Genomic DNA, 17,728 nt, shown 5'->3' with positions numbered 1-17,728 from the left:
TATTTGGGGTGCAAAGTTACAACTTTTTCTCTAAATATAGCGAAGAATATCGCTGAAATGCTCAATTTTTATCAGTCGCTCGTGGTCAATATCATCAAAGTGCTCCAATTGCCACGTTACGTGAAAGGGGATATGGATGGCCCATGCGCCAATGGCCAGTGCTGGCGCGCAGTCGCTTTTCAGCGAGTTGCCAATCATCAACAGTTCCGAAGGGTGAATGCCCTGATGCTCGCACAGGGCGAGAAACTCGCGCTGGGTCTTGTCGGAGGTGATTTCCACATCGTCGAAATATTTTAGCAGACCAGAGCGCTTCAGTTTGTTCTCCTGATCCTGAAGTTCACCTTTGGTGAAGCAGACCAGTTTGAGAGGTGAGAGGTGAGCGGTGAGAGGTGAGAGGCTTGACTCTTGTATTCTGTCTCTCAACTCCTTCAGCGTTTCTTCCACGCCAGGCAGGGGAGTGGCAGGCAGGTGGAGCAGGCGTTTGCAGTCTTGCAGGAGCTCTTCCAGCTGCGTTGTTGACAGGTGGTTGCCGGCTATGCGCATGGCAGTCTCTAAAATACTGATGGTGAATGCCTTACAGCCATAACCAAGGTCGGCCATATTACCCGATTCGGTTTTGAAGAGTTCTTTCTTGGGATCTTCACAATAGGGAGCAATAAGGCGGTATAGGTGATTCTCTACTTCTTCGAAATAGCCTTGACAGTCCCACAGGGTGTCGTCAGCATCGAAAGCAATGACTTTAATCTTTTCTGTCATCATCATTAAATTTTGCTGCAAAGTTACGAAATTATTGGGAATTAATTATTATCTTTGCGCTGAAAATAAAAAGATATGAAATTGAACAGACTGCATCAGGCATACGTTTGGCTCCGCAGGATAAGTCACTGTCGAGGCTTCGGTATTCAGTCGCCCACAGACTATCGCTTTGTGCGCTATGTCGTCAATGAGCACTGGCCCTATTATGCCTATGAGTCGCTGGGGCAAAACGACGACTGGCTGCGCCGTAAGTTGGGCTTGTTATACTTCCGCTTGGCCAACGATCGACAACCCAGTCGGATTGTTGATTGGGTAGGCTTTCACGACTATCTGCAGGAGGGATGCCGAAAGGCCCGTATAGTGGATGAGGCAAAGGCTGTTGAGTTGGCCGTCGTGCCTATCAAGACCGATTTCCATCGCTTGTTCCAAGAGTGTAACGAACGCTCGGTGGTGGTGTTTCAGGACATCTGGCAATACCCGGAATACTGGCACTGTATCGAGCACGACCCGCGTGCAACGGTCACCTTCGACCTTTATTACTGCGGCATCGTACTGTTCGACCCGAAAAGAACCAAACAAAGATACCTAATAAACTTCTAACCTATGAAGATGACAAAGATTTACACCCGTACTGGCGATAAAGGCATGACCAGTCTGGTGGGTGGTGTACGTGTTAAGAAAAACAGTGTGAGGCTGGAGGCCTATGGCACTGTCGACGAACTGAGTTCTCACATCGGACTCCTGGTTGCCATGTTGCCTGCTGACGACGATGAGCGCCCTTTGCTTGTTCGCATACAGAGCAGTCTTTTTAATGTGGGAACCCACTTGGCCACCGACCAACAGCAAACGCCTCTTCCTCCTTCGGGTCAACTGCCCAAAGGTGAGATAGAAAACCTGGAGCATCGTATTGATGAAATCCTGTCTTTGCTACCTGAACCACAGGGGTTTATCCTGCCGGGCGGGACAATGGCAGCGGCTCAGTGTCATGTGTGTCGTACTGTCTGTCGTCGTGCCGAACGTAAAATTTCTGAATTGGCAGAAACAGCTGTTGTTGATGCTGAAATAACGCAATTTGTCAACAGATTAAGCGATTATCTGTACGTTTTGGCGAAAAAAATGAATTTTAACGCAAAACAAGATGAAATAATTTGGAAAAATCCTTGCGGATAAAAATTATTTTACTACTTTTGTGCTCAATTTCAGAAATCAACAAAAAAGTTTAAATATTATGTACTGGACACTTGAATTAGCATCTAAACTAGAAGACGCTCCCTGGCCAGCAACCAAGGAGGAGTTAATCGACTATGCCATCCGTTCTGGAGCTCCCCTCGAAGTGTTGGAGAATCTGCAGGAGATTGAGGATGAGGGTGATATCTACGAGAGTATCGAGGATATCTGGCCCGACTATCCCACGAAAGAGGATTTCTTGTTCAACGAGGACGAGTACTAAAGAGAAAGTGGCACGTAGATGCCACTTTTTTTATGCTGTTCATACTCATTCAGAGTTGTTCTTCCTGTTGCGGTATTCTTTTGCAGTCATGCCAGTAACGCGCTTGAAATAGCGGTAAAAGGATGTAGGTTCGGAGAAACTCATGCTCACAGCGTGCCTGTCCCCGTGTGACCCCAAACTCAAAGAAAATTCGAGCCCACCAAACGATGAGCCCGAATTTTTTTGTATCAATAATTCAAGGGAAGCTTAGTTGCCCTCGTCAACATAGTCTTCGCCAAAGCTTGCATCAAATTCATAATTCGCATCATGGATATCGCCAGGCAGGCTTCCTGCCAGTATCTGGCACTTGTACTGTAACTCTACCACCTTCATGGAAGGTTTCATATATTCTTTCTTTGTCATAGCTGTGTCCTCCATTATTTAATCACTACCTTCTTTCCATTCACGATATACAGACCCTTCGTGGGATTCTCTACGCGGCGACCCTGCAGGTTATAAACTGCGCCGCTTAATTCGTGAGATTCGTTTAATTCGTGTTCGTTAATAGCCGTCGTTCCGTCCTCGTCGATAAACTCGATGGTTGCACCACCGAAGCTCCTCGCGAAATTGCCAGAATCCTCACGTGTGAAGTAGCAACGGCCCGGCTTCAATGCCTTTGTGGTTCTGCCAATCTTACCTACTGCACCTACTACATAGACCTGACTTGCAATTTCAGCACGAAGACCCTCGAATGTGCCAGCAAACTGAGCACCCTCATACTTTGCACTTTTAGCTTCTGCGGTAGCCTCTATGGTTCCGTTTACTGGGCCGTAGAGAGTTGACTCGCCTGCAACAGTTGGGAGCACCTTGAACAGATGTGGCGTGTTGGGCGCTATCATTGACGTGCATGTGAATGTCATTTTGTTTTCGGCGGAACTATAACCTGTAAATACAGCCTGCCTTACGAACACATTACTGGGATTGTTTACAGCGAATGGAAGCACGATGGTTCCGTATGTATCAGGTGTGAAAGTACGCTTGTACTGCGATTCTCCAGCAGAAAACGCCTTGCTGACGTAAATCTCCTGGTTGTTATCAGAAATAACATAGCTTTCACAAGTTGAGCCAACAACGATATTCTGACCTGTTGCATCTGTATTCTTAGCAAAGTATGCAATTCTATTGTCATGAATGTCTGTAGCTACAGAGCCGAGGATGTTAGCATTTGTAAAATCAAAGTTAAGGTATTTGTAATCATCATTAGCAAGGATTTCCTCGACCTTGCCATTATCTACCAATCCTGATACGATACCAACTTTTGAGTCCTCATCTGATGCGGTTGTTGTTGGCAATGGGATGTTAGAACCAATATAGGTAGGAATGAAATTGTCGGTACAATTCAGGTATGTTGTACCCTCTTTCCAGTTGCCTGTTGTTGCATCTATTAATATAACATCAACCGCATTAGGAGCATCAATATAATACAAGCCTTCGTTTATTTGCATATGATAAAGGTCAAAATCTACGCCTTCTTCAAGCAGCTCTGCTCCAGTGTAGACGTATAGACCTCTTGTTCTGGCTTTCTCGCATGCATTCTGATATGTTGCGTATGCGGCCTTTTCTGCATTTGTGTTCTGCCTTATTTTGTAGTACATCTCTGATGGAGGCAGATTATTTCGTTGAGTTCGTGGGTAATTCAGTCTGTTGTCGGTTGCAAAAGAAGAAAGAGTTGTGTTCAGATCTTCATTTGTTAGATCTTCACCAGAAACCACCGCGCGTGAAAAACTTTGCAATTGTGATGGGAGAATAGAATAGTCGTTGATGTCTGATACAGTCAACTTAATGTCTCTGTTGCGGTTTGCAACCCTTGTGTAGGATACATAGTCGATTGATAATGTTGACCCCAATATTATATTCTCCCTGTTGTTCTCGCTGTCTAAACTATTTTGACCTTGCGCTGTAATTGTAACATCAGAGTTTGCGGAGTAGGTGTAAATGATGTTGTTGTCGTCACTATACACGGTTTTTTCTTGTGCTAATGTAATACTTGCACTTGCAGAAAGAACTGCAGCTAAAAGTAAAAGTTTTTTTCTCATTTTTTTAAATGGTTTTATATCTTCTGGTTAAAATTGGCCGCAAAGTTACAATTTTTTTTTAAAATACGTTGCATTATTTTCAAAAAATATGTGTAATCTGATGCTCACAGCGTGCCTGTCCCCGTGTGACGCGCGAAGCACATTAATAATTTAATTGCTAAATAAAACTAAAACTTTATATAAGTGTGAGTCTTTCAGAAGGAAAACGATTAATTTTGCATCACAAAGAAATGTATTGATTGATAATAAAAACGATATTATGGCATTATTCGATCAAATTAGCGAAGACATCAAGTCTGCAATGAAGGCTCGCGACAAGGTGCGTTTGGAAACGCTTCGCAACATTAAGAAAGTGTTCCTTGAAGCAAAAACTGCTCCTGGAGCCAACGATACATTGGCTGATGCTGATGCATTGAAGATTATCTCAAAACTGGCCAAGCAGGGCAAGGAAACTGCAACGACCTACACACAAGCAGGGCGTCAAGACCTGGCTGATGCAGAGTTGGCACAGGTGGATGTACTTGAGAGTTATTTACCGAAACAACTTTCCCAAGAGGAGATAGAGGCAGAGGTGAAGAAGATCATTGCTGAGGTTGGAGCCACAAGTATGAAGGAGATGGGAAAGGTAATGGGCACAGCCAGCAAGCAGTTGGCAGGAAAGGCTGATGGCCGAGTCATCTCTGAGATTGTGAAGAAACTCTTGGCTTAAGGTTCTTTTCAGAAAAACAAGCGGTGTGACTTCAGCTACATCGCTTGCTTTTTTTTCTTTTCTTTTGTTAACCCGTAAAACTAAATATGAAGACAGACATTCAGATTGCTCGCGAAAGTGAGCTGAGACCGATTAGTGACATCGCAGAACAGTTAGGCATAGCACCTGAGAAGGTGGAACCTTACGGACGCTTTATGGCGAAGGTGCCCGTGTCGCTCATCGATGAAGAGAGAGTTAAGAAAAGTCGTTTGATTCTGGTTACCGCCATCAGTCCAACAAAGGTGGGCATTGGCAAGACCACTGTTAGCATTGGTTTGGCCATGGGACTCAGTAAGATTGGAAAGAGGGCTTCTGTGTCGTTGCGCGAACCTTCACTCGGACCTTGTTTCGGTATGAAGGGTGGCGCTGCAGGTGGTGGCTATGCCCAGGTGTTGCCCATGGAGAAGATTAACCTTCATTTCACGGGCGACTTCCATGCTGTGACCTCGGCCCACAACACCATCAGCGCGTTGTTGGACAACTACCTCTATCAGCATCGTAAGGAGGGTTTTTCTCTGCGTGAGGTTTACTGGAAACGTGTGCTGGATGTGAACGACCGTGCGCTGCGTAATGTGGTAACGGGACTTCATGGCGATGGCGTGGTGTCCGAGACGGGCTTTGACATCACACCTGCATCCGAGTTGATGGCAATTCTTTGTCTGGCCACCAGTGAGGACGACCTGCGCCGTCGAATCGAAAATATCCTTCTGGGCATCACCTCCGATGGAAAACCTTTCCGCGTTCGCGATATGGGTGTTGGTGGTGCCATTACCGTTCTGATGCGCGATGCCCTTTCGCCTAATCTGGTGCAGACCACAGAGCAGACGCCCGCCTTTATCCATGGCGGTCCGTTTGCCAATATCGCTCACGGCTGTTCCAGCGTGATGGCCACCAAGATGGCCATGACCTATAGCGACTATGTGGTGACGGAGGCTGGCTTCGGTGCCGATCTGGGTGCCGAGAAGTTCTTTAATATCAAGTGCAGAAAGGCTGGCTTGCAACCCCGCCTGGTGGTCATTGTTGCCACAACGCAGGGCTTGAAGATGCATGGTGGCGTGGCGCTCGACCATATCAAGGAACCCAATGCCGACGGACTCAAAGAGGGTTTGAAGAACCTGAACCGTCATATCGATAATATGCAGGGCTTCGGCCAGCCTGTCATCGTGACGCTGAACCGTTTCGACTCGGATACCGAGGAGGAGATTGAGCTCATCCGTAAGAACTGTGAGGACCGTGGTGTTGGCTTTGCTGTGAACGAGGCTTTCCTGAAAGGTGGCGAAGGTGCTGTGGAGTTGGCGCAGAAGGTGGTTGACACCATCGATCGCATACAGCCTCTGCCCATCAACTTCACCTATCCTGAAACAGATACCATCGAGGGAAAGATTGAGAAGGTATGTAAGCGCATCTATGGTGCTGCCGCTGTGGAGTTCAGTAAGACGGGCGCCAGGAAACTGGAGTCTATCCGCACCATCTTTGCCAACGACAAGGACATCAGTCGTTATCCCATCTGTATTGCCAAGACGCAATATTCGTTCTCGGCCGATTCCACCCGCTATGGTTCTCCCGAGGGCTTTACGATTCGCATCCGTGACGTCATCCTTAACTGTGGCAGCGAGATGATTGTGGCTATTGCTGGCGATATGCTCCGTATGCCTGGCTTGCCTAAGAGTCCGCAGGCCGAGCGCATCACGATTGTGAATGGCGAGATAGAAGGATTGTCGTAAGACAAGATACAATATGATACATCAAGAAAACAGGGATGCACCCACGAGTGGCGTATCCCTGTTTTCAATATATAGAATAGTTTGTTTCTATAGCACTTCTCTTACTTAATCACGACCTTTTTGCCGTTGATCAGGTAGAGACCCTTAGCCAGACCCTCGGTACTCATGTTGCTGCGTACCAGCTGGCCCTTCAGGTTGTAGATGCCAGCGGGAACATTCTCAACGATGCCCTTGTTCATATCGGCAATACCTGTCTGAATCTCGTTCTTACCATAGTAGAACAGGTGGAAGTAGTCGATGAATGGCATCTGACCAGACTTGTTAGGCAACTCCACGCGGAAGCCAATCTTCACGCTGCCCTTCTCCTCAAGCTTGAAGGCAATCTTTGAGTGGAAATAATCGGTACCCTTCAGCATGTCGTCAATCAGTGTGCCATTGCCGTGACGATAGTCGTAATCGTTGGTCATCAGCAACATCTTCTCCAGGGTCAGACCCAGAGCCTCGTCCTCGTAGAAGAAAGGATGAATATCGGCGCTGTCGTTGTTGGCATAGACCTTACACATGGTCAGGTAGTTAGGCAGGTTTTCAGCCTTGTAGTTCTCAATAGAGTAGTTCATGTCCACACGGATAGCTGCATTTACGTCGAGCAGATAGTTACCTGCGGGCAGACCGGCAATGGTCTGACTGAACTCCTGAGTGGTCTCTGAGGGACCAGAGCTACCAAACCACCAGTTTGCGCAGTCGGTACCGCTGGGCAGTACGCCATTCTCTGTCTCGATGGTCCACTCGCTGCCTGGCTCTGAATCGAAGTCGGCGTTCTTGATCATTGAGGTGAAGTCGAACGACTTGCCTTCCTTGGGTGATACACCGCTGGTGTAGAACTTCGTGATAGCCTCGTACAGTTTGCCAGTCAGGATGTCGATCTCCTCCTTGCTGTAGTTAGAAGCAACGGGGTCGGCCAATACAAACTCGGCATCGTCCATATAGATATACAGGTCGGACTCCTCGAAGTCAATACCAGTCATGTCCACTTCCTCGATAGCCTTCTGTGCAGCATTCAGTGCCTCGCGCAGGTTATCCAGACTCTCGCCCAGCACAGCCTTGGCATAGTCTTCCATATACTTCTCCTTGCTGCCTACGAACTGCAGTTCCACCTCGTCCCATGCAATCCAGTTGGCATCGGTGTTCTCGTCGATATAGAGTCCGAAGCTCAGCTCACCGCCAGCCTCAGGCTTGTCAAAACCGATACGATAGATGTTAGCAACACCATCGGCAGTCTGAACGGCAACTTCCTGCTCGCCAAAGCGCAGTGTGACACCGCTGACCTTCACGTCGGGCTGTCCCTGGCGGGTGGCCAGCGCAGCAGCCTTCAGCACGTAGTAACCCTTTGGAAGGTCCAGTCCGTTGGGCAGGGCGTTCACGGTCTGACGTGCATAGTTAGCCTCTCCATAACCATTGGCAGAGTTCACCCAGCACTCCATGAAGGGCTTGCTGAAGTTAGTCACGTTACCGTTGGTGTTAATGTGCAGGGCAGGGTTAGCAGTACCACCGTTCAGCACATCCCATCCGTCCATAGAGCTCATGCCGCCATTGGTAATCACGTTGGCAGGATTAGCATAGCTGGCGTTCTGCACACGGAAGGTGCTTTCAGCCTTGTTCAATTCCTCCAGAGCTGCATCGACAAAGGCCACACCACCCTCGGCATCATCCGAATAGTCGGTGGTAGCATGCTGCAGCTTATCCTTGGCAGCAGAGATGGCCTCCTGGAAGTCAGCCACGCCCTCGGTCATCACGCCCTCGGCAATCAGAGCCTCTGCATTGGCGATGGCGGTCTTCAGGTTGGTGAAGTGCTTGTTATAGTCGTTGAAGGCCTTCAACTCGTTGTCCAGTTTCTCCTTGGCAGCGGTCAGCTCGTCCAAGGTGCCTGTCTCTAAGAGGGCCTCGGCCTCGGTGATGGCTGTCTGCAACTCATTACGATAGAAGGGTGCATCCTCGCTGTTCAGTGCCTCCTTTGCTGTGGTCAGCGCAGTGGCGGTTGCCTCTTTGAGGGCAGCCAACTTCTCGGCATTGACAATGCTGTTATAAGCTTCGGGGTCGCCAATATAATATAAGGTGACGTTATCCCATCCCAGCCAGTTTACGTTGGTGTTCTCGAAACGGAAACCAATGGTGGGAGTCTCGCCTTCAGCCACATCGAAGTCAAGACTGAAAGCAGCACCGTCGTTGTCGGTGAAACCTGTTACACCAACCTCACGAACCACGTCGTTGGCATACAACTGAATACCAACGGCCTCTTCGCAAGTCTCGTCGTACTTCTGATTGTGAGCAAAGATATCGGCAGTCAGACGGTAGTGACCTGCGGGCAGACCCGTTACCACCTGACTCATGTTGCCAGCACCAGCAAGAGGACCGCTGCCAGCGGCTACCCACTGCTCAGCAAAGTTAGTGAAAGAGTAGCCTCCGCGTGTTGTTGAATACGACACACTGCGGCGGTTCTGCTTGAAGTTTGAAACCGTCCAAGAGGTAATAGTCTTTGAGTTGTTGCCGTCCTTGTCGAAGCTGTTGTTCAGCACCTTTTCTGTAGCATCAGCATGACCGTTGGCTTCAACAAACTCGTTGATGACAGCCTGCAGATTCTTCATGGCAGTGATGACATCTGCGTTGGTCTCTAAGGTCGTGATAGACGTTTCTGCGGCAGAGATGGCTTCCAGCAGCGCAGACTGACCTGTGGTGTAGTGGCTACTGGTTGACAGATACTTCGCGTCGTCAATGAGCGACTGGAATGACTTGGTGAAGACGACTTCAGGAGCGGGCTCCTCCTCATCATCACCTTCTTCCTGGGCATAACCACTGGACAGTGAGAACAGGGCCATAGCCATTAATAGTAATTGTTTCTTCATGTTTTTTTTGTTTATAGGTTTTGAGTTTTGTTTTAAATTTCGCTGCAAAGATACAACTTTTTTCCATTCTCAAAACCTTTTCACATGAAATGAAGCAAAAACTATAGGAAGATATCAAAAAGTAATGTTTTATCTATTTTTCTTGTACATCATTGTCTGCGCACATCCGACTCATTGCCAAACAGGTAGCTGTTCTTATAGCCTCCGAAGTCAACAATAATCTTCTCGAACACAATGCCGCCATGCTTGGGATGCAGTGTCAGCGTGTGGGTGTCGCCCTTGCCAACGGGCAGTGTCACCTTGTTCTCTACCACACGGCGTGCGATGGTGGGATAGAACTCACTGTACATATAGGGCTGACGGTCCACCAGATTCTTGTTGAAGTTCACCGTGGCCGACTCGCTGCCGTCCAGGCTAACCGTATATTCGTGGCCGCCACGGTTCATAAAGTCGAGTGTCGACTTCACCACTACGTGAACCGTCACCTCACTGGGATGATCGGCAGGCAGGGAGAACTGATACGTCAGACTGGCATCGCCCGTGCCTTTCGAATAGGGAGTCAGTGCCACGGCACTGCGCGTACGGCCAAAGTCGGGATAGACCGTCCACTGAGTGCCTTCAGCAGCCTTCGCCTCGAAGTAATGCTCGGCCTCCATGGCCACAAAGCCGTTGCTATGAGTGAATGTGAAGCCGCCCACGACCGTGTCCTTCACCTGTGTGGTGGCAGGCAGCATGTCCTGACGGAAGTTGTCGTTCCAACTCCTGTAGCCAATGTGCTTCTGTGTCATCATGCCGTTCCACTTGCCGTTGGCAATCTCTTTGTTGTAGGCCAGACAGAGCAGCGAATCACGCTTGAAGCAGTCCTTCACCTTCTCGGCCCAGATGTTGGCATCGGGGTTCTTGCGCCCTGCCAGATGGCGGTTCATGGCCTGCGCATAATACATGTCGTAGAGGTTGGCAGCCGCCTGGACAGGGAACAGGATGAGTTGCTTATACACGTCGTGACGACTCTCAGGCAAGGTCAGGAAAAGTCGCAAGGCGCGCGCCTCCAGACGTTGATATTCGTCGGCCACCTGTTTCCATTCGCCCGTCTCCACGTTGTAGGTACGAGCGTCCAGCATCTCAGGTGTTACGCGTGCCATATACTGGCAGTTCTGGTTATAGATGGCAGCAGCCTCGTTGGCCCACTGCTCGCCCAACTGCTCAGCAAAGAACTGGCGGGTATGGTCAATGACATTCTGTTGCGTATGCGTCTTGGGGTCCCATGCCATGTCCATGAACAACTGGATGGGATACTCCATCGGCTTCAGGTCGCCCACGTTCAGGATCCACATCTGCTGAATACCGAAATCGTAAGCCAGTGAGAGCTGCTCAAACATCTGCTGTGTCTGGGTGACGTTGAGCCACTTCGTGTTACGTGGAGCACCCACATAGTCCACGTGGTAGTACAGTCCCCAGCCGCCTTTGTGCTGACGCTCTTTCTCGTTGGGCACACGACGCACGTTGCCCCAGTTGTCGTCGCACAGCAGGATGCACACGTCGTCGGGCACGCGCATGCCCTTATCGTAATAATCCAGCACCTCTTTATAAAGCGCCCACACCTGAGGTGTCTCCTTGGCCGGACGGCCCGTCACCTCTTTGATGATGCGTCGCTGGTTCTCCACGATGTTCTCCAGCAGTTTTGTGTCGGCCTCGGCACTCATGGCCTCGTCGCCATCGCCACGCATGGCAATGGTCACAATATCCTCGGTACCCTTCATGCGCTCAATACCCTCGCGGAAGAAGCGGTCCAGCTTCTCCTTGTTTGTCTGGTAGTTCCAGGCGCCCCATTCGCGGCGGTTACGTGCATACTCCTGGTGGTTGCGTGCCATGGGCTCGTGGTGACTCGTACTGATAATCACGCCCATCTCGTCGGCCACCTTCGAGTTCTCTGGGTCGTCGGCATAGAAAGCCCATCCCCACATGGCGGGCCACAGCAGGTTACCTTTCAAGCGAAGAATCAGCTCGAAGACCTTGGCATAGAAGTGATGGTCGCCGTAGTCTGTGCCAAAGGTGTTCTTCACCCAGGAGGTCAGACAGGGTGCCTCGTCGTTGAGGAACAGTCCGCGCCATTTCACGGCAGGCTCCCCATCGGTGTAGACACCATTCTTGATGTAAAGACTCTGATGAACGTCAATAGGCGTATCGGCCCAGTAGTACCAGGGCGATACGCCTATTTGCTGACTTAGCTCATATATGCCATAGATGGCGCCGCGACGGTCGCTGCCCACAATGTTCAACTGACCGTTCTTGGCCTCAATGAAATACATCTCCGTCTTGCCCTTCAACTGCTTGGCATAGGCCTTCGTGGTGGTGGGTGTGCCAACAACGATGGTGGCATCCTTCGCCTCCTTGACAAAGGTCACATCGGCACCACAAACAGCCTTCAGGTCGTTCTGCAGACTTTGGGCAGCAATCATCACGCCACGTTCCTCGTTCGGACTGACATAGATGGTCACCTTGCCGTTGTTGTTAAGTACCCAGTCGCCTTGCTTGAAGTCGACAAATGAATCTGCTGCCTGCATGCCGAGTGAGGCTGCGGCCATAAGTGCTATGCTCAGAAATGCTTTCAGTTTGTTCATGACTTATTAAAATTTATGCAAAGTTAAGCATAAATCCCTGAGTCAGCAAGTCATAAACGTCTCAAAACAGCATTGTGAGACATATACAGAAACAATCGGGACGTATAAAGATGCTCTTACACCAACTTACTGAGGTCCTGCTCGGCAATGAACTTCAGTTTGTTCAGGATAATAGCCTCGCGTGCCTTCTCCCTGTTGTCCGTGCGGAACACCAGAATACCCTTGCCGCCAAGTAGGAAGGTATACATATAGGCAATGCTGATGCCAGCATCACTGAATATCTTCACGGCGTCGGCAGCACGTCCAGGCTCGTCGTCCAGTTCCAGTGCCAGCACATCACTCAGTGCCACAGCCACGCCAGCCTTCTTCAACTCGTCGTAGGCACGCAGTGGCTCACTGCAGATGAGCCGGTAGATGCCATACTCTGCCGTGTCGGCAATGGTCGAGGCAACGATCTGGATCTTAGCCTCTTTCAGTACTTCAAGAACCTTGATCAGAGTGCCCGAGCGGTTCTCAATGAAAATGGAAAGTTGATGGATTGTCATAATATGTCGATTTTTGTTGTTGTTACGTTGTCTTGTTATCACAGTTTTATTGATACACCTTACGCTTGTCAACCACGCGCACGGCCTTGCCCTCGCTCACAGGCAGTGTGCCACGAGGCACCAGCTTTACACGGGGCGTCAGCAGGATCTCGTCCTTCAGGGCACGGGTGATGTCCTTGCTGAGTTGCTGCAGACGGCCATAGTCGTCGGTAAACATCTCGGCCAGCTCCACCTCAACGGTCATGTTGTCGTTGTCCTCGTCGGTGGTCAGCGTGATCAGGTAGTTGTTGCCCAACTCCTTGAACTGCATCAGGATCTTCTCAATCTGGATGGGGAAGATATTGACGCCTCTGAGCACCATCATGTCATCTGAGCGGCCACGCATACGGTCCAGGCGCATATGGTTTCGTCCGCAGGGACAACTGCGTCCCAATACGCGCGTCAAGTCGCGTGTGCGATAGCGCAGCAGCGGCATGGCCTCACGACACAGTGTGGTGAGCACCAACTCGCCAATCTCGCCGTCGGGCACAGGTTCCAAGGTCTCAGGGTCAACAATCTCCACGATATAATAATCCTCCCAGAAGTGCAGACCGTTCTGCTCAGGGCATTCGAAGCCCACGCCAGGACCGCACATCTCACTCATGCCAAACGAGTTGTAGGCCTTCACGCCCATCATGTCCTCGATGCGCTTGCGCTGCTCCTCCGAGTGAGGCTCGGCGCCGATGGCCAGCACCTTCAGTTTGGTGTCGCGCCGAGGGTCAACGCCCTGTTCCTGCATCACCTCATAGAGTCGGGTGACGTATGAGGGCACGGCGTGGATGGCTGTGGTGCCAAAGTCCTTGATGAACTTAATCTGTCGCAGCGAGTTACCTGCTGCTGCAGGTACGGTGAGCATGCCCAACTTCTCGGCACCATACTGGAACCCCAGTCCGCCAGTGAACATGCCGTAGCCCGATGAGTTCTGGAACACATCGTCAGGACGCAGTCCCACCATCCACAGGTTACGAGCCACCTGGTTGGCCCATTCGTCCAGGTCCTTCTTGGTGTGCAGGATCACAGTGGGGTTACCCGTGGTGCCCGATGATGAGTGCAGGCGCACACAGTCTTTTAAGGGCACGCAACTCATGCCGAAGGGGTATGTGTCGCGCAGGTCAGCCTTCGTGGTGAAGGGCAGCTTGCGTACGTCGGCCAGTGTCTGGATGTCGTCGGGCGTGATGCCAGCCTCCTTGAATTTCTTCTGGTAGAACGCGTTGTTCATGCAGTGGCTAACAGTCTCTTTGAGTCGCTCCAGCTGGTACGCCTCAATCTGTTCGCGCGTCATGGTCTCGCGTTCAGGGTTAAAATAATGGCTTTTGTTGTTCATTGCTGAATATTATAGTTTTCGGTTATCTATCACGTGTGCACTCTTACCCTGACTGCGCTCAATGGTGCCAGGCGCCTTGAGTTGTACCTTGGCAGCAATGCTGAGCACGCTCTTCAACTTGGCGGCCAACTTCTTCTCCAGGGCATCCACGGCAGCAGGCGTGTCGAAGGTAGAAGTGAATACCTCCTGGCGCAACTCAGCCTGAACGAGTAGGGTGTCCAGGTTCTTCTCACGGTCCACAATCAGCATGTAGCGTGGTGCAAACTCAGGCAGCGACAGGATAACACTCTCCACCTGCGATGGGAACACGTTGATACCACGGATGATGAGCATGTCGTCGCTTCGACCCTGGATGCGACCCATGCGCACGTTGGTACGACCGCAGTCGCAGGTGCCAGGCAGCAGTGAGCAGAGGTCGCGTGTGCGATAGCGCAGCAGCGGCATACCCTCCTTGGTCAGTGTGGTGAACACCAGCTCGCCCGTCTGTCCAATGGGCAGGGGCTCCAGGGTGGTGGGGTTGATAATCTCAGGATAGAAGTGGTCCTCGTTGATGTGTGAGCCGTTCTGCATCTGACACTCGTAGCTCACGCTGGGACCCATAATCTCTGACAGGCCGTAGATGTTATAGCCTTTCAGTCCCAGCTTATCCTCAATCTCCTTGCGCATCTGCTCTGTCCAGGGCTCAGCACCAAAGGCACCGATACGCAGGCGGATATCCTCCTTGCTGATGCCCAGCTTCTCCATCGTCTCGGCCAGATAGAGGGCGTACGACGGTGTGCAGGCAATACCAGTGATGCCCAGGTCGCGAATCAGCTTCAGGTGTTTCTCCGTGTTACCTGTGCCGGCTGGGATCACGCTGGCACCCAGGTGCTCCACACCATAGTGGGCACCCAATCCGCCCGTAAACAGTCCGTAGCCATAGGCCACCGAGAAGATATCATCGCGCGACACGCCAAAGGCTGTCAGACAGCGCGCCATCGTCTCGCTCCATATACCAATATCCTTGCGCGTATAGCCCACGATGGTAGGTTTACCAGTGGTACCGCTGGAGGCGTGTATACGGATAATCTCACTCTGTGGGGCGGCCTGCAGTCCGAAGGGATAGTTATCGCGCAGGTCTTGCTTGGTGGTAAACGGCAGTTTCGTGATGTCCTCGATGGTTTGAATGTCATCGGGACGAATGTCCATCTCTTGCAACTTGTTGCGATAGAAAGGAACATTGTGGTACACATACTCTACAATCTTGTGCAGGCGTTTGCCTTGTAGCGCGCTCATCTCGTCGCGGCTCATGCACTCTTTGTTAGGATTCCAAATCATGTCTTGAGTTTTAGGGTTGTGTAGTGCAAAAGTACAATATAATTCACGGACGGCCAAAAATTACTCTTGAAACTTTTTGTCTTTTACCTAAATTGTATTATTTTTGCATCAAAATACTTGATATCTATGATTAACAAGCAACTTCTGCAACCAGAGAGCATTGTCGTCATTGGCGGCTCGAATAATGTACATAAACCAGGCGGTGCCGTGGTGCGTAATCTGTTGAGTGGTGGTTATGAGGGCACCCTGCGTATTGTGAATCCCAAAGAGGACGAGGTGCAGGGCATCAAGGCCTTCCACGATGCCAAGGAACTGCCGCCCACGGACCTGGCCATCCTGGTGGTGGCTGCCAAGTTCTGTCCTGACTATGTAGAGTATCTGACCAAGGAGAAAAACGTTCGCGCGTTCATTATTATATCTGCCGGCTTCAGCGAGGAGACCCACGAGGGGGCCCTCCTCGAGCAGCGCATCCTCGACACCTGCGATCAGTATGGCTGTGCCCTGATAGGTCCCAACTGCATCGGCCTGCTCAACCGCTGGCACCATTCTGTCTTCACCAAGCCTATTCCCCATCTGAATCCCAAGGGGGCCGACTTCATCAGCGGCTCTGGCGCTACGGCCGTTTTCATCCTCGAGAGTGCCGTGAGCAAGGGACTCCAGTTCAACAGCGTGTGGTCAATCGGCAATGGCAAGCAGAACGGCATCGAGACCGTGCTGGAGTATATGGACGAGCATTTCGATGCTGAGCGCGACTCGCTGGTGAAGTTGCTGTATATCGAGAATATTGCCGACCCCGATAAACTGTTGTATCACGCCACATCTTTGATCAAGAAGGGCTGTCGCATCGCCGCCATCAAGGCAGGCTCATCGCAGGCAGGCAGTCGTGCGGCCAGCAGTCATACGGGTGCCATCGCCAGTAGCGACTCTGCTGTTGAGGCCCTGTTTCGTAAGGCCGGCATCGTGCGCTGTTTCAGTCGTGAGGAACTGACTACTGTAGGATGTATTTTCATGACTCTCCCCAAGTCCTCCATGCAGAGAGGGCTTGGGGGAGGGTCGTTCGCTATTATCACCCACGCCGGCGGTCCTGGCGTGATGCTCACCGATGCCCTGTCGAAAGGCGGCATGCAGGTGCCTCCCCTTTCTGGTCCTGTGGCCGACGAGTTGAAGGCGCAACTCTATCCTGGCTCGTCAGTGGCTAACCCCATCGATATCCTTGCCACAGGAACGCCAGAGCACCTGGCCATCGCCATCGACTATTGCGAGAAGCGGTTCGACCAGATAGATGCCATCATGGTGATCTTTGGTACGCCAGGCCTGGTGCAACTCTATTCCGCCTACGATGTGCTGCACAAGAAGATCCTGGAGTGTAAAAAGCCTATTTTCCCTGTGTTGCCCAGTGTGAACACTGCTGGTCCTGAGGTGCAGGAGTTCTTGAAGCATGGTCATGTGAACTTCTCTGACGAGGTGACACTGGCCACGGCCCTCACCCAGATCATGAAGACCCCTGCTCCTGCCGAGCAGAACGTGGTGGTGAATGGGGTGGACGTGCCGCAGATAAGACGAATTATCGATGGCATAGAAGAGAATGGTTATATTGTTCCAGAGAAAGTAAATGCCCTCCTTTTAGCTGCCGGCATTCCCACCGTGCCTGAGTTTGTGAGTGACAATAAGGACGAGATCGTGGCCTTTGCCGAGCGTGTGGGCTATCCTGTGGTGGTCAAGGTCGTTGGTCCTGTGCATAAGAGCGATGTGGGTGGCGTGACGCTGAACATACACTCTCAGCAAGTGCTCTTGGCCGAGTTCGACCGTATGATGCAGATTCCTGATGCCACGGCTGTGATGGTTCAGAAGATGATCAAGGGCACGGAACTCTTCATTGGTGCCAAATACGAGCCCCGTTTTGGCCATGTGGTACTCTGCGGACTTGGTGGCATCTTCGTTGAGGTGCTGAAGGATGTGTCGTCTGGCTTGGCACCGCTGTCCTACGAGGAGGCCTATTCCATGATTCGCTCCCTGCGTGGCTATAAAATATTAAAAGGTATGCGAGGGCAGCGTGGCATCAACGAGCGCAAATATGCCGACATCATCGTTCGCCTCTCCACGCTCCTGCGCTTCGCCACAGAAATCAAGGAGATGGACATCAACCCCCTGCTGGCCTGTGGCGACGACATCATCGCCGTGGATGCCAGAATATTGGTAGAAAAATAAAAAACAAAGGTCAGAATTCAA

General features: G+C 50.9%; 14 protein-coding genes. 6 read left to right on the top strand and 8 right to left on the bottom strand.

Features of this window, described 5'->3' with window-relative positions:
* Positions 1–30: 30 nt before the first annotated feature.
* Positions 31–762: an HAD family hydrolase gene (locus M1D30_RS10785; RefSeq protein ID WP_248503859.1), complete on the bottom strand. Its 732-nt coding sequence runs from the start codon at positions 760–762 to the stop codon at positions 31–33.
* Positions 763–831: 69 nt separating this feature from the next.
* On the opposite strand from M1D30_RS10785, the gene M1D30_RS10780 reads away from it, so the two are divergent.
* Genes M1D30_RS10780 through M1D30_RS10770 form a run of 3 tightly spaced genes read left to right on the top strand, consistent with a single transcriptional unit; the run spans position 832 to position 2,206 of the window.
* Positions 832–1,356, top strand: a complete 525-nt coding sequence (locus M1D30_RS10780) for a hypothetical protein (protein ID WP_248503857.1) — start codon at positions 832–834, stop codon at positions 1,354–1,356.
* A 3-nt stretch (positions 1,357–1,359) separates the two neighbouring features.
* Entirely contained in the window at positions 1,360–1,926 is a 567-nt protein-coding gene (locus M1D30_RS10775) for a cob(I)yrinic acid a,c-diamide adenosyltransferase (protein ID WP_248503855.1), read from the top strand.
* Between the two features lie 58 nt (positions 1,927–1,984).
* Positions 1,985–2,206, top strand: coding sequence for a DUF2795 domain-containing protein (locus tag M1D30_RS10770; RefSeq protein ID WP_248503853.1), 222 nt, complete (start codon positions 1,985–1,987; stop codon positions 2,204–2,206).
* Between the two features lie 246 nt (positions 2,207–2,452).
* Here M1D30_RS10770 and M1D30_RS10765 read toward each other — a convergent pair whose 3' ends face one another.
* Positions 2,453–2,608, bottom strand: a complete 156-nt coding sequence (locus M1D30_RS10765; RefSeq protein WP_248503852.1) for a hypothetical protein — start codon at positions 2,606–2,608, stop codon at positions 2,453–2,455.
* A 14-nt stretch (positions 2,609–2,622) separates the two neighbouring features.
* Positions 2,623–4,281: a hypothetical protein gene (locus M1D30_RS10760; protein WP_248503850.1), complete on the bottom strand. Its 1,659-nt coding sequence runs from the start codon at positions 4,279–4,281 to the stop codon at positions 2,623–2,625.
* A 259-nt stretch (positions 4,282–4,540) separates the two neighbouring features.
* On the opposite strand from M1D30_RS10760, the gene M1D30_RS10755 reads away from it, so the two are divergent.
* Both M1D30_RS10755 and M1D30_RS10750 read left to right on the top strand, forming a co-directional pair.
* The gene (locus M1D30_RS10755) at positions 4,541–4,990 is read left to right on the top strand and encodes a GatB/YqeY domain-containing protein (RefSeq protein ID WP_248503849.1); all 450 of its coding nucleotides are present in this window, start codon (positions 4,541–4,543) and stop codon (positions 4,988–4,990) included.
* 86 nt (positions 4,991–5,076) lie between these two features.
* Positions 5,077–6,753 (top strand): formate--tetrahydrofolate ligase, encoded by a 1,677-nt coding sequence (locus M1D30_RS10750; protein WP_248503847.1) that lies wholly within the window; start codon positions 5,077–5,079, stop codon positions 6,751–6,753.
* 101 nt (positions 6,754–6,854) lie between these two features.
* Here the strand turns inward: M1D30_RS10750 and M1D30_RS10745 are convergent, their stop codons facing one another.
* The 5 genes from M1D30_RS10745 to M1D30_RS10725 all read right to left on the bottom strand — a co-directional run bounded on the left by M1D30_RS10745 (position 6,855) and on the right by M1D30_RS10725 (position 15,499).
* On the bottom strand, positions 6,855–9,653 hold the full coding sequence (locus M1D30_RS10745) for a hypothetical protein (protein WP_248503846.1): 2,799 nt from the start codon (positions 9,651–9,653) through the stop codon (positions 6,855–6,857).
* Positions 9,654–9,802: 149 nt separating this feature from the next.
* Positions 9,803–12,274, bottom strand: a complete 2,472-nt coding sequence (locus tag M1D30_RS10740) for a glycosyl hydrolase 115 family protein (protein ID WP_248503844.1) — start codon at positions 12,272–12,274, stop codon at positions 9,803–9,805.
* Positions 12,275–12,390: 116 nt separating this feature from the next.
* Positions 12,391–12,819, bottom strand: a complete 429-nt coding sequence (locus tag M1D30_RS10735) for an amino acid-binding protein (RefSeq protein WP_248503842.1) — start codon at positions 12,817–12,819, stop codon at positions 12,391–12,393.
* Positions 12,820–12,865: 46 nt separating this feature from the next.
* A complete protein-coding gene (locus M1D30_RS10730; RefSeq protein ID WP_248503841.1) occupies positions 12,866–14,182 on the bottom strand; it encodes a phenylacetate--CoA ligase family protein in 1,317 nt (438 codons plus the stop codon).
* Between the two features lie 9 nt (positions 14,183–14,191).
* Positions 14,192–15,499 carry a phenylacetate--CoA ligase family protein gene (locus M1D30_RS10725; RefSeq protein ID WP_248503839.1) on the bottom strand — a complete coding sequence of 436 codons (1,308 nt, stop codon included), beginning with the start codon at positions 15,497–15,499 and terminating at the stop codon, positions 14,192–14,194.
* Between the two features lie 126 nt (positions 15,500–15,625).
* On the opposite strand from M1D30_RS10725, the gene M1D30_RS10720 reads away from it, so the two are divergent.
* Positions 15,626–17,707, top strand: a complete 2,082-nt coding sequence (locus tag M1D30_RS10720; protein ID WP_248503837.1) for an acetate--CoA ligase family protein — start codon at positions 15,626–15,628, stop codon at positions 17,705–17,707.
* Positions 17,708–17,728: the final 21 nt, after the last annotated feature.

The sequence above is a fragment of the Prevotella sp. E15-22 genome, assembly GCF_023204875.1.
GTDB lineage: Bacteria > Bacteroidota > Bacteroidia > Bacteroidales > Bacteroidaceae > Prevotella.
This window is presented reverse-complemented; position numbering and strand designations above follow the sequence as displayed.

Bases quoted from the DNA above. Each gene is read 5' to 3' on its own strand.
- M1D30_RS10785 (WP_248503859.1), bottom strand. From the start codon at position 762: ATGATGATGACAGAAAAGATTAAAGTCATTGCTTTCGATGCTGACGAC.
- M1D30_RS10780 (WP_248503857.1), top strand. From the start codon at position 832: ATGAAATTGAACAGACTGCATCAGGCATACGTTTGGCTCCGCAGGATA.
- M1D30_RS10775 (WP_248503855.1), top strand. From the start codon at position 1,360: ATGAAGATGACAAAGATTTACACCCGTACTGGCGATAAAGGCATGACC.
- M1D30_RS10770 (WP_248503853.1), top strand. From the start codon at position 1,985: ATGTACTGGACACTTGAATTAGCATCTAAACTAGAAGACGCTCCCTGG.
- M1D30_RS10765 (WP_248503852.1), bottom strand. From the start codon at position 2,608: ATGACAAAGAAAGAATATATGAAACCTTCCATGAAGGTGGTAGAGTTA.
- M1D30_RS10760 (WP_248503850.1), bottom strand. From the start codon at position 4,281: ATGAGAAAAAAACTTTTACTTTTAGCTGCAGTTCTTTCTGCAAGTGCA.
- M1D30_RS10755 (WP_248503849.1), top strand. From the start codon at position 4,541: ATGGCATTATTCGATCAAATTAGCGAAGACATCAAGTCTGCAATGAAG.
- M1D30_RS10750 (WP_248503847.1), top strand. From the start codon at position 5,077: ATGAAGACAGACATTCAGATTGCTCGCGAAAGTGAGCTGAGACCGATT.
- M1D30_RS10745 (WP_248503846.1), bottom strand. From the start codon at position 9,653: ATGAAGAAACAATTACTATTAATGGCTATGGCCCTGTTCTCACTGTCC.
- M1D30_RS10740 (WP_248503844.1), bottom strand. From the start codon at position 12,274: ATGAACAAACTGAAAGCATTTCTGAGCATAGCACTTATGGCCGCAGCC.
- M1D30_RS10735 (WP_248503842.1), bottom strand. From the start codon at position 12,819: ATGACAATCCATCAACTTTCCATTTTCATTGAGAACCGCTCGGGCACT.
- M1D30_RS10730 (WP_248503841.1), bottom strand. From the start codon at position 14,182: ATGAACAACAAAAGCCATTATTTTAACCCTGAACGCGAGACCATGACG.
- M1D30_RS10725 (WP_248503839.1), bottom strand. From the start codon at position 15,499: ATGATTTGGAATCCTAACAAAGAGTGCATGAGCCGCGACGAGATGAGC.
- M1D30_RS10720 (WP_248503837.1), top strand. From the start codon at position 15,626: ATGATTAACAAGCAACTTCTGCAACCAGAGAGCATTGTCGTCATTGGC.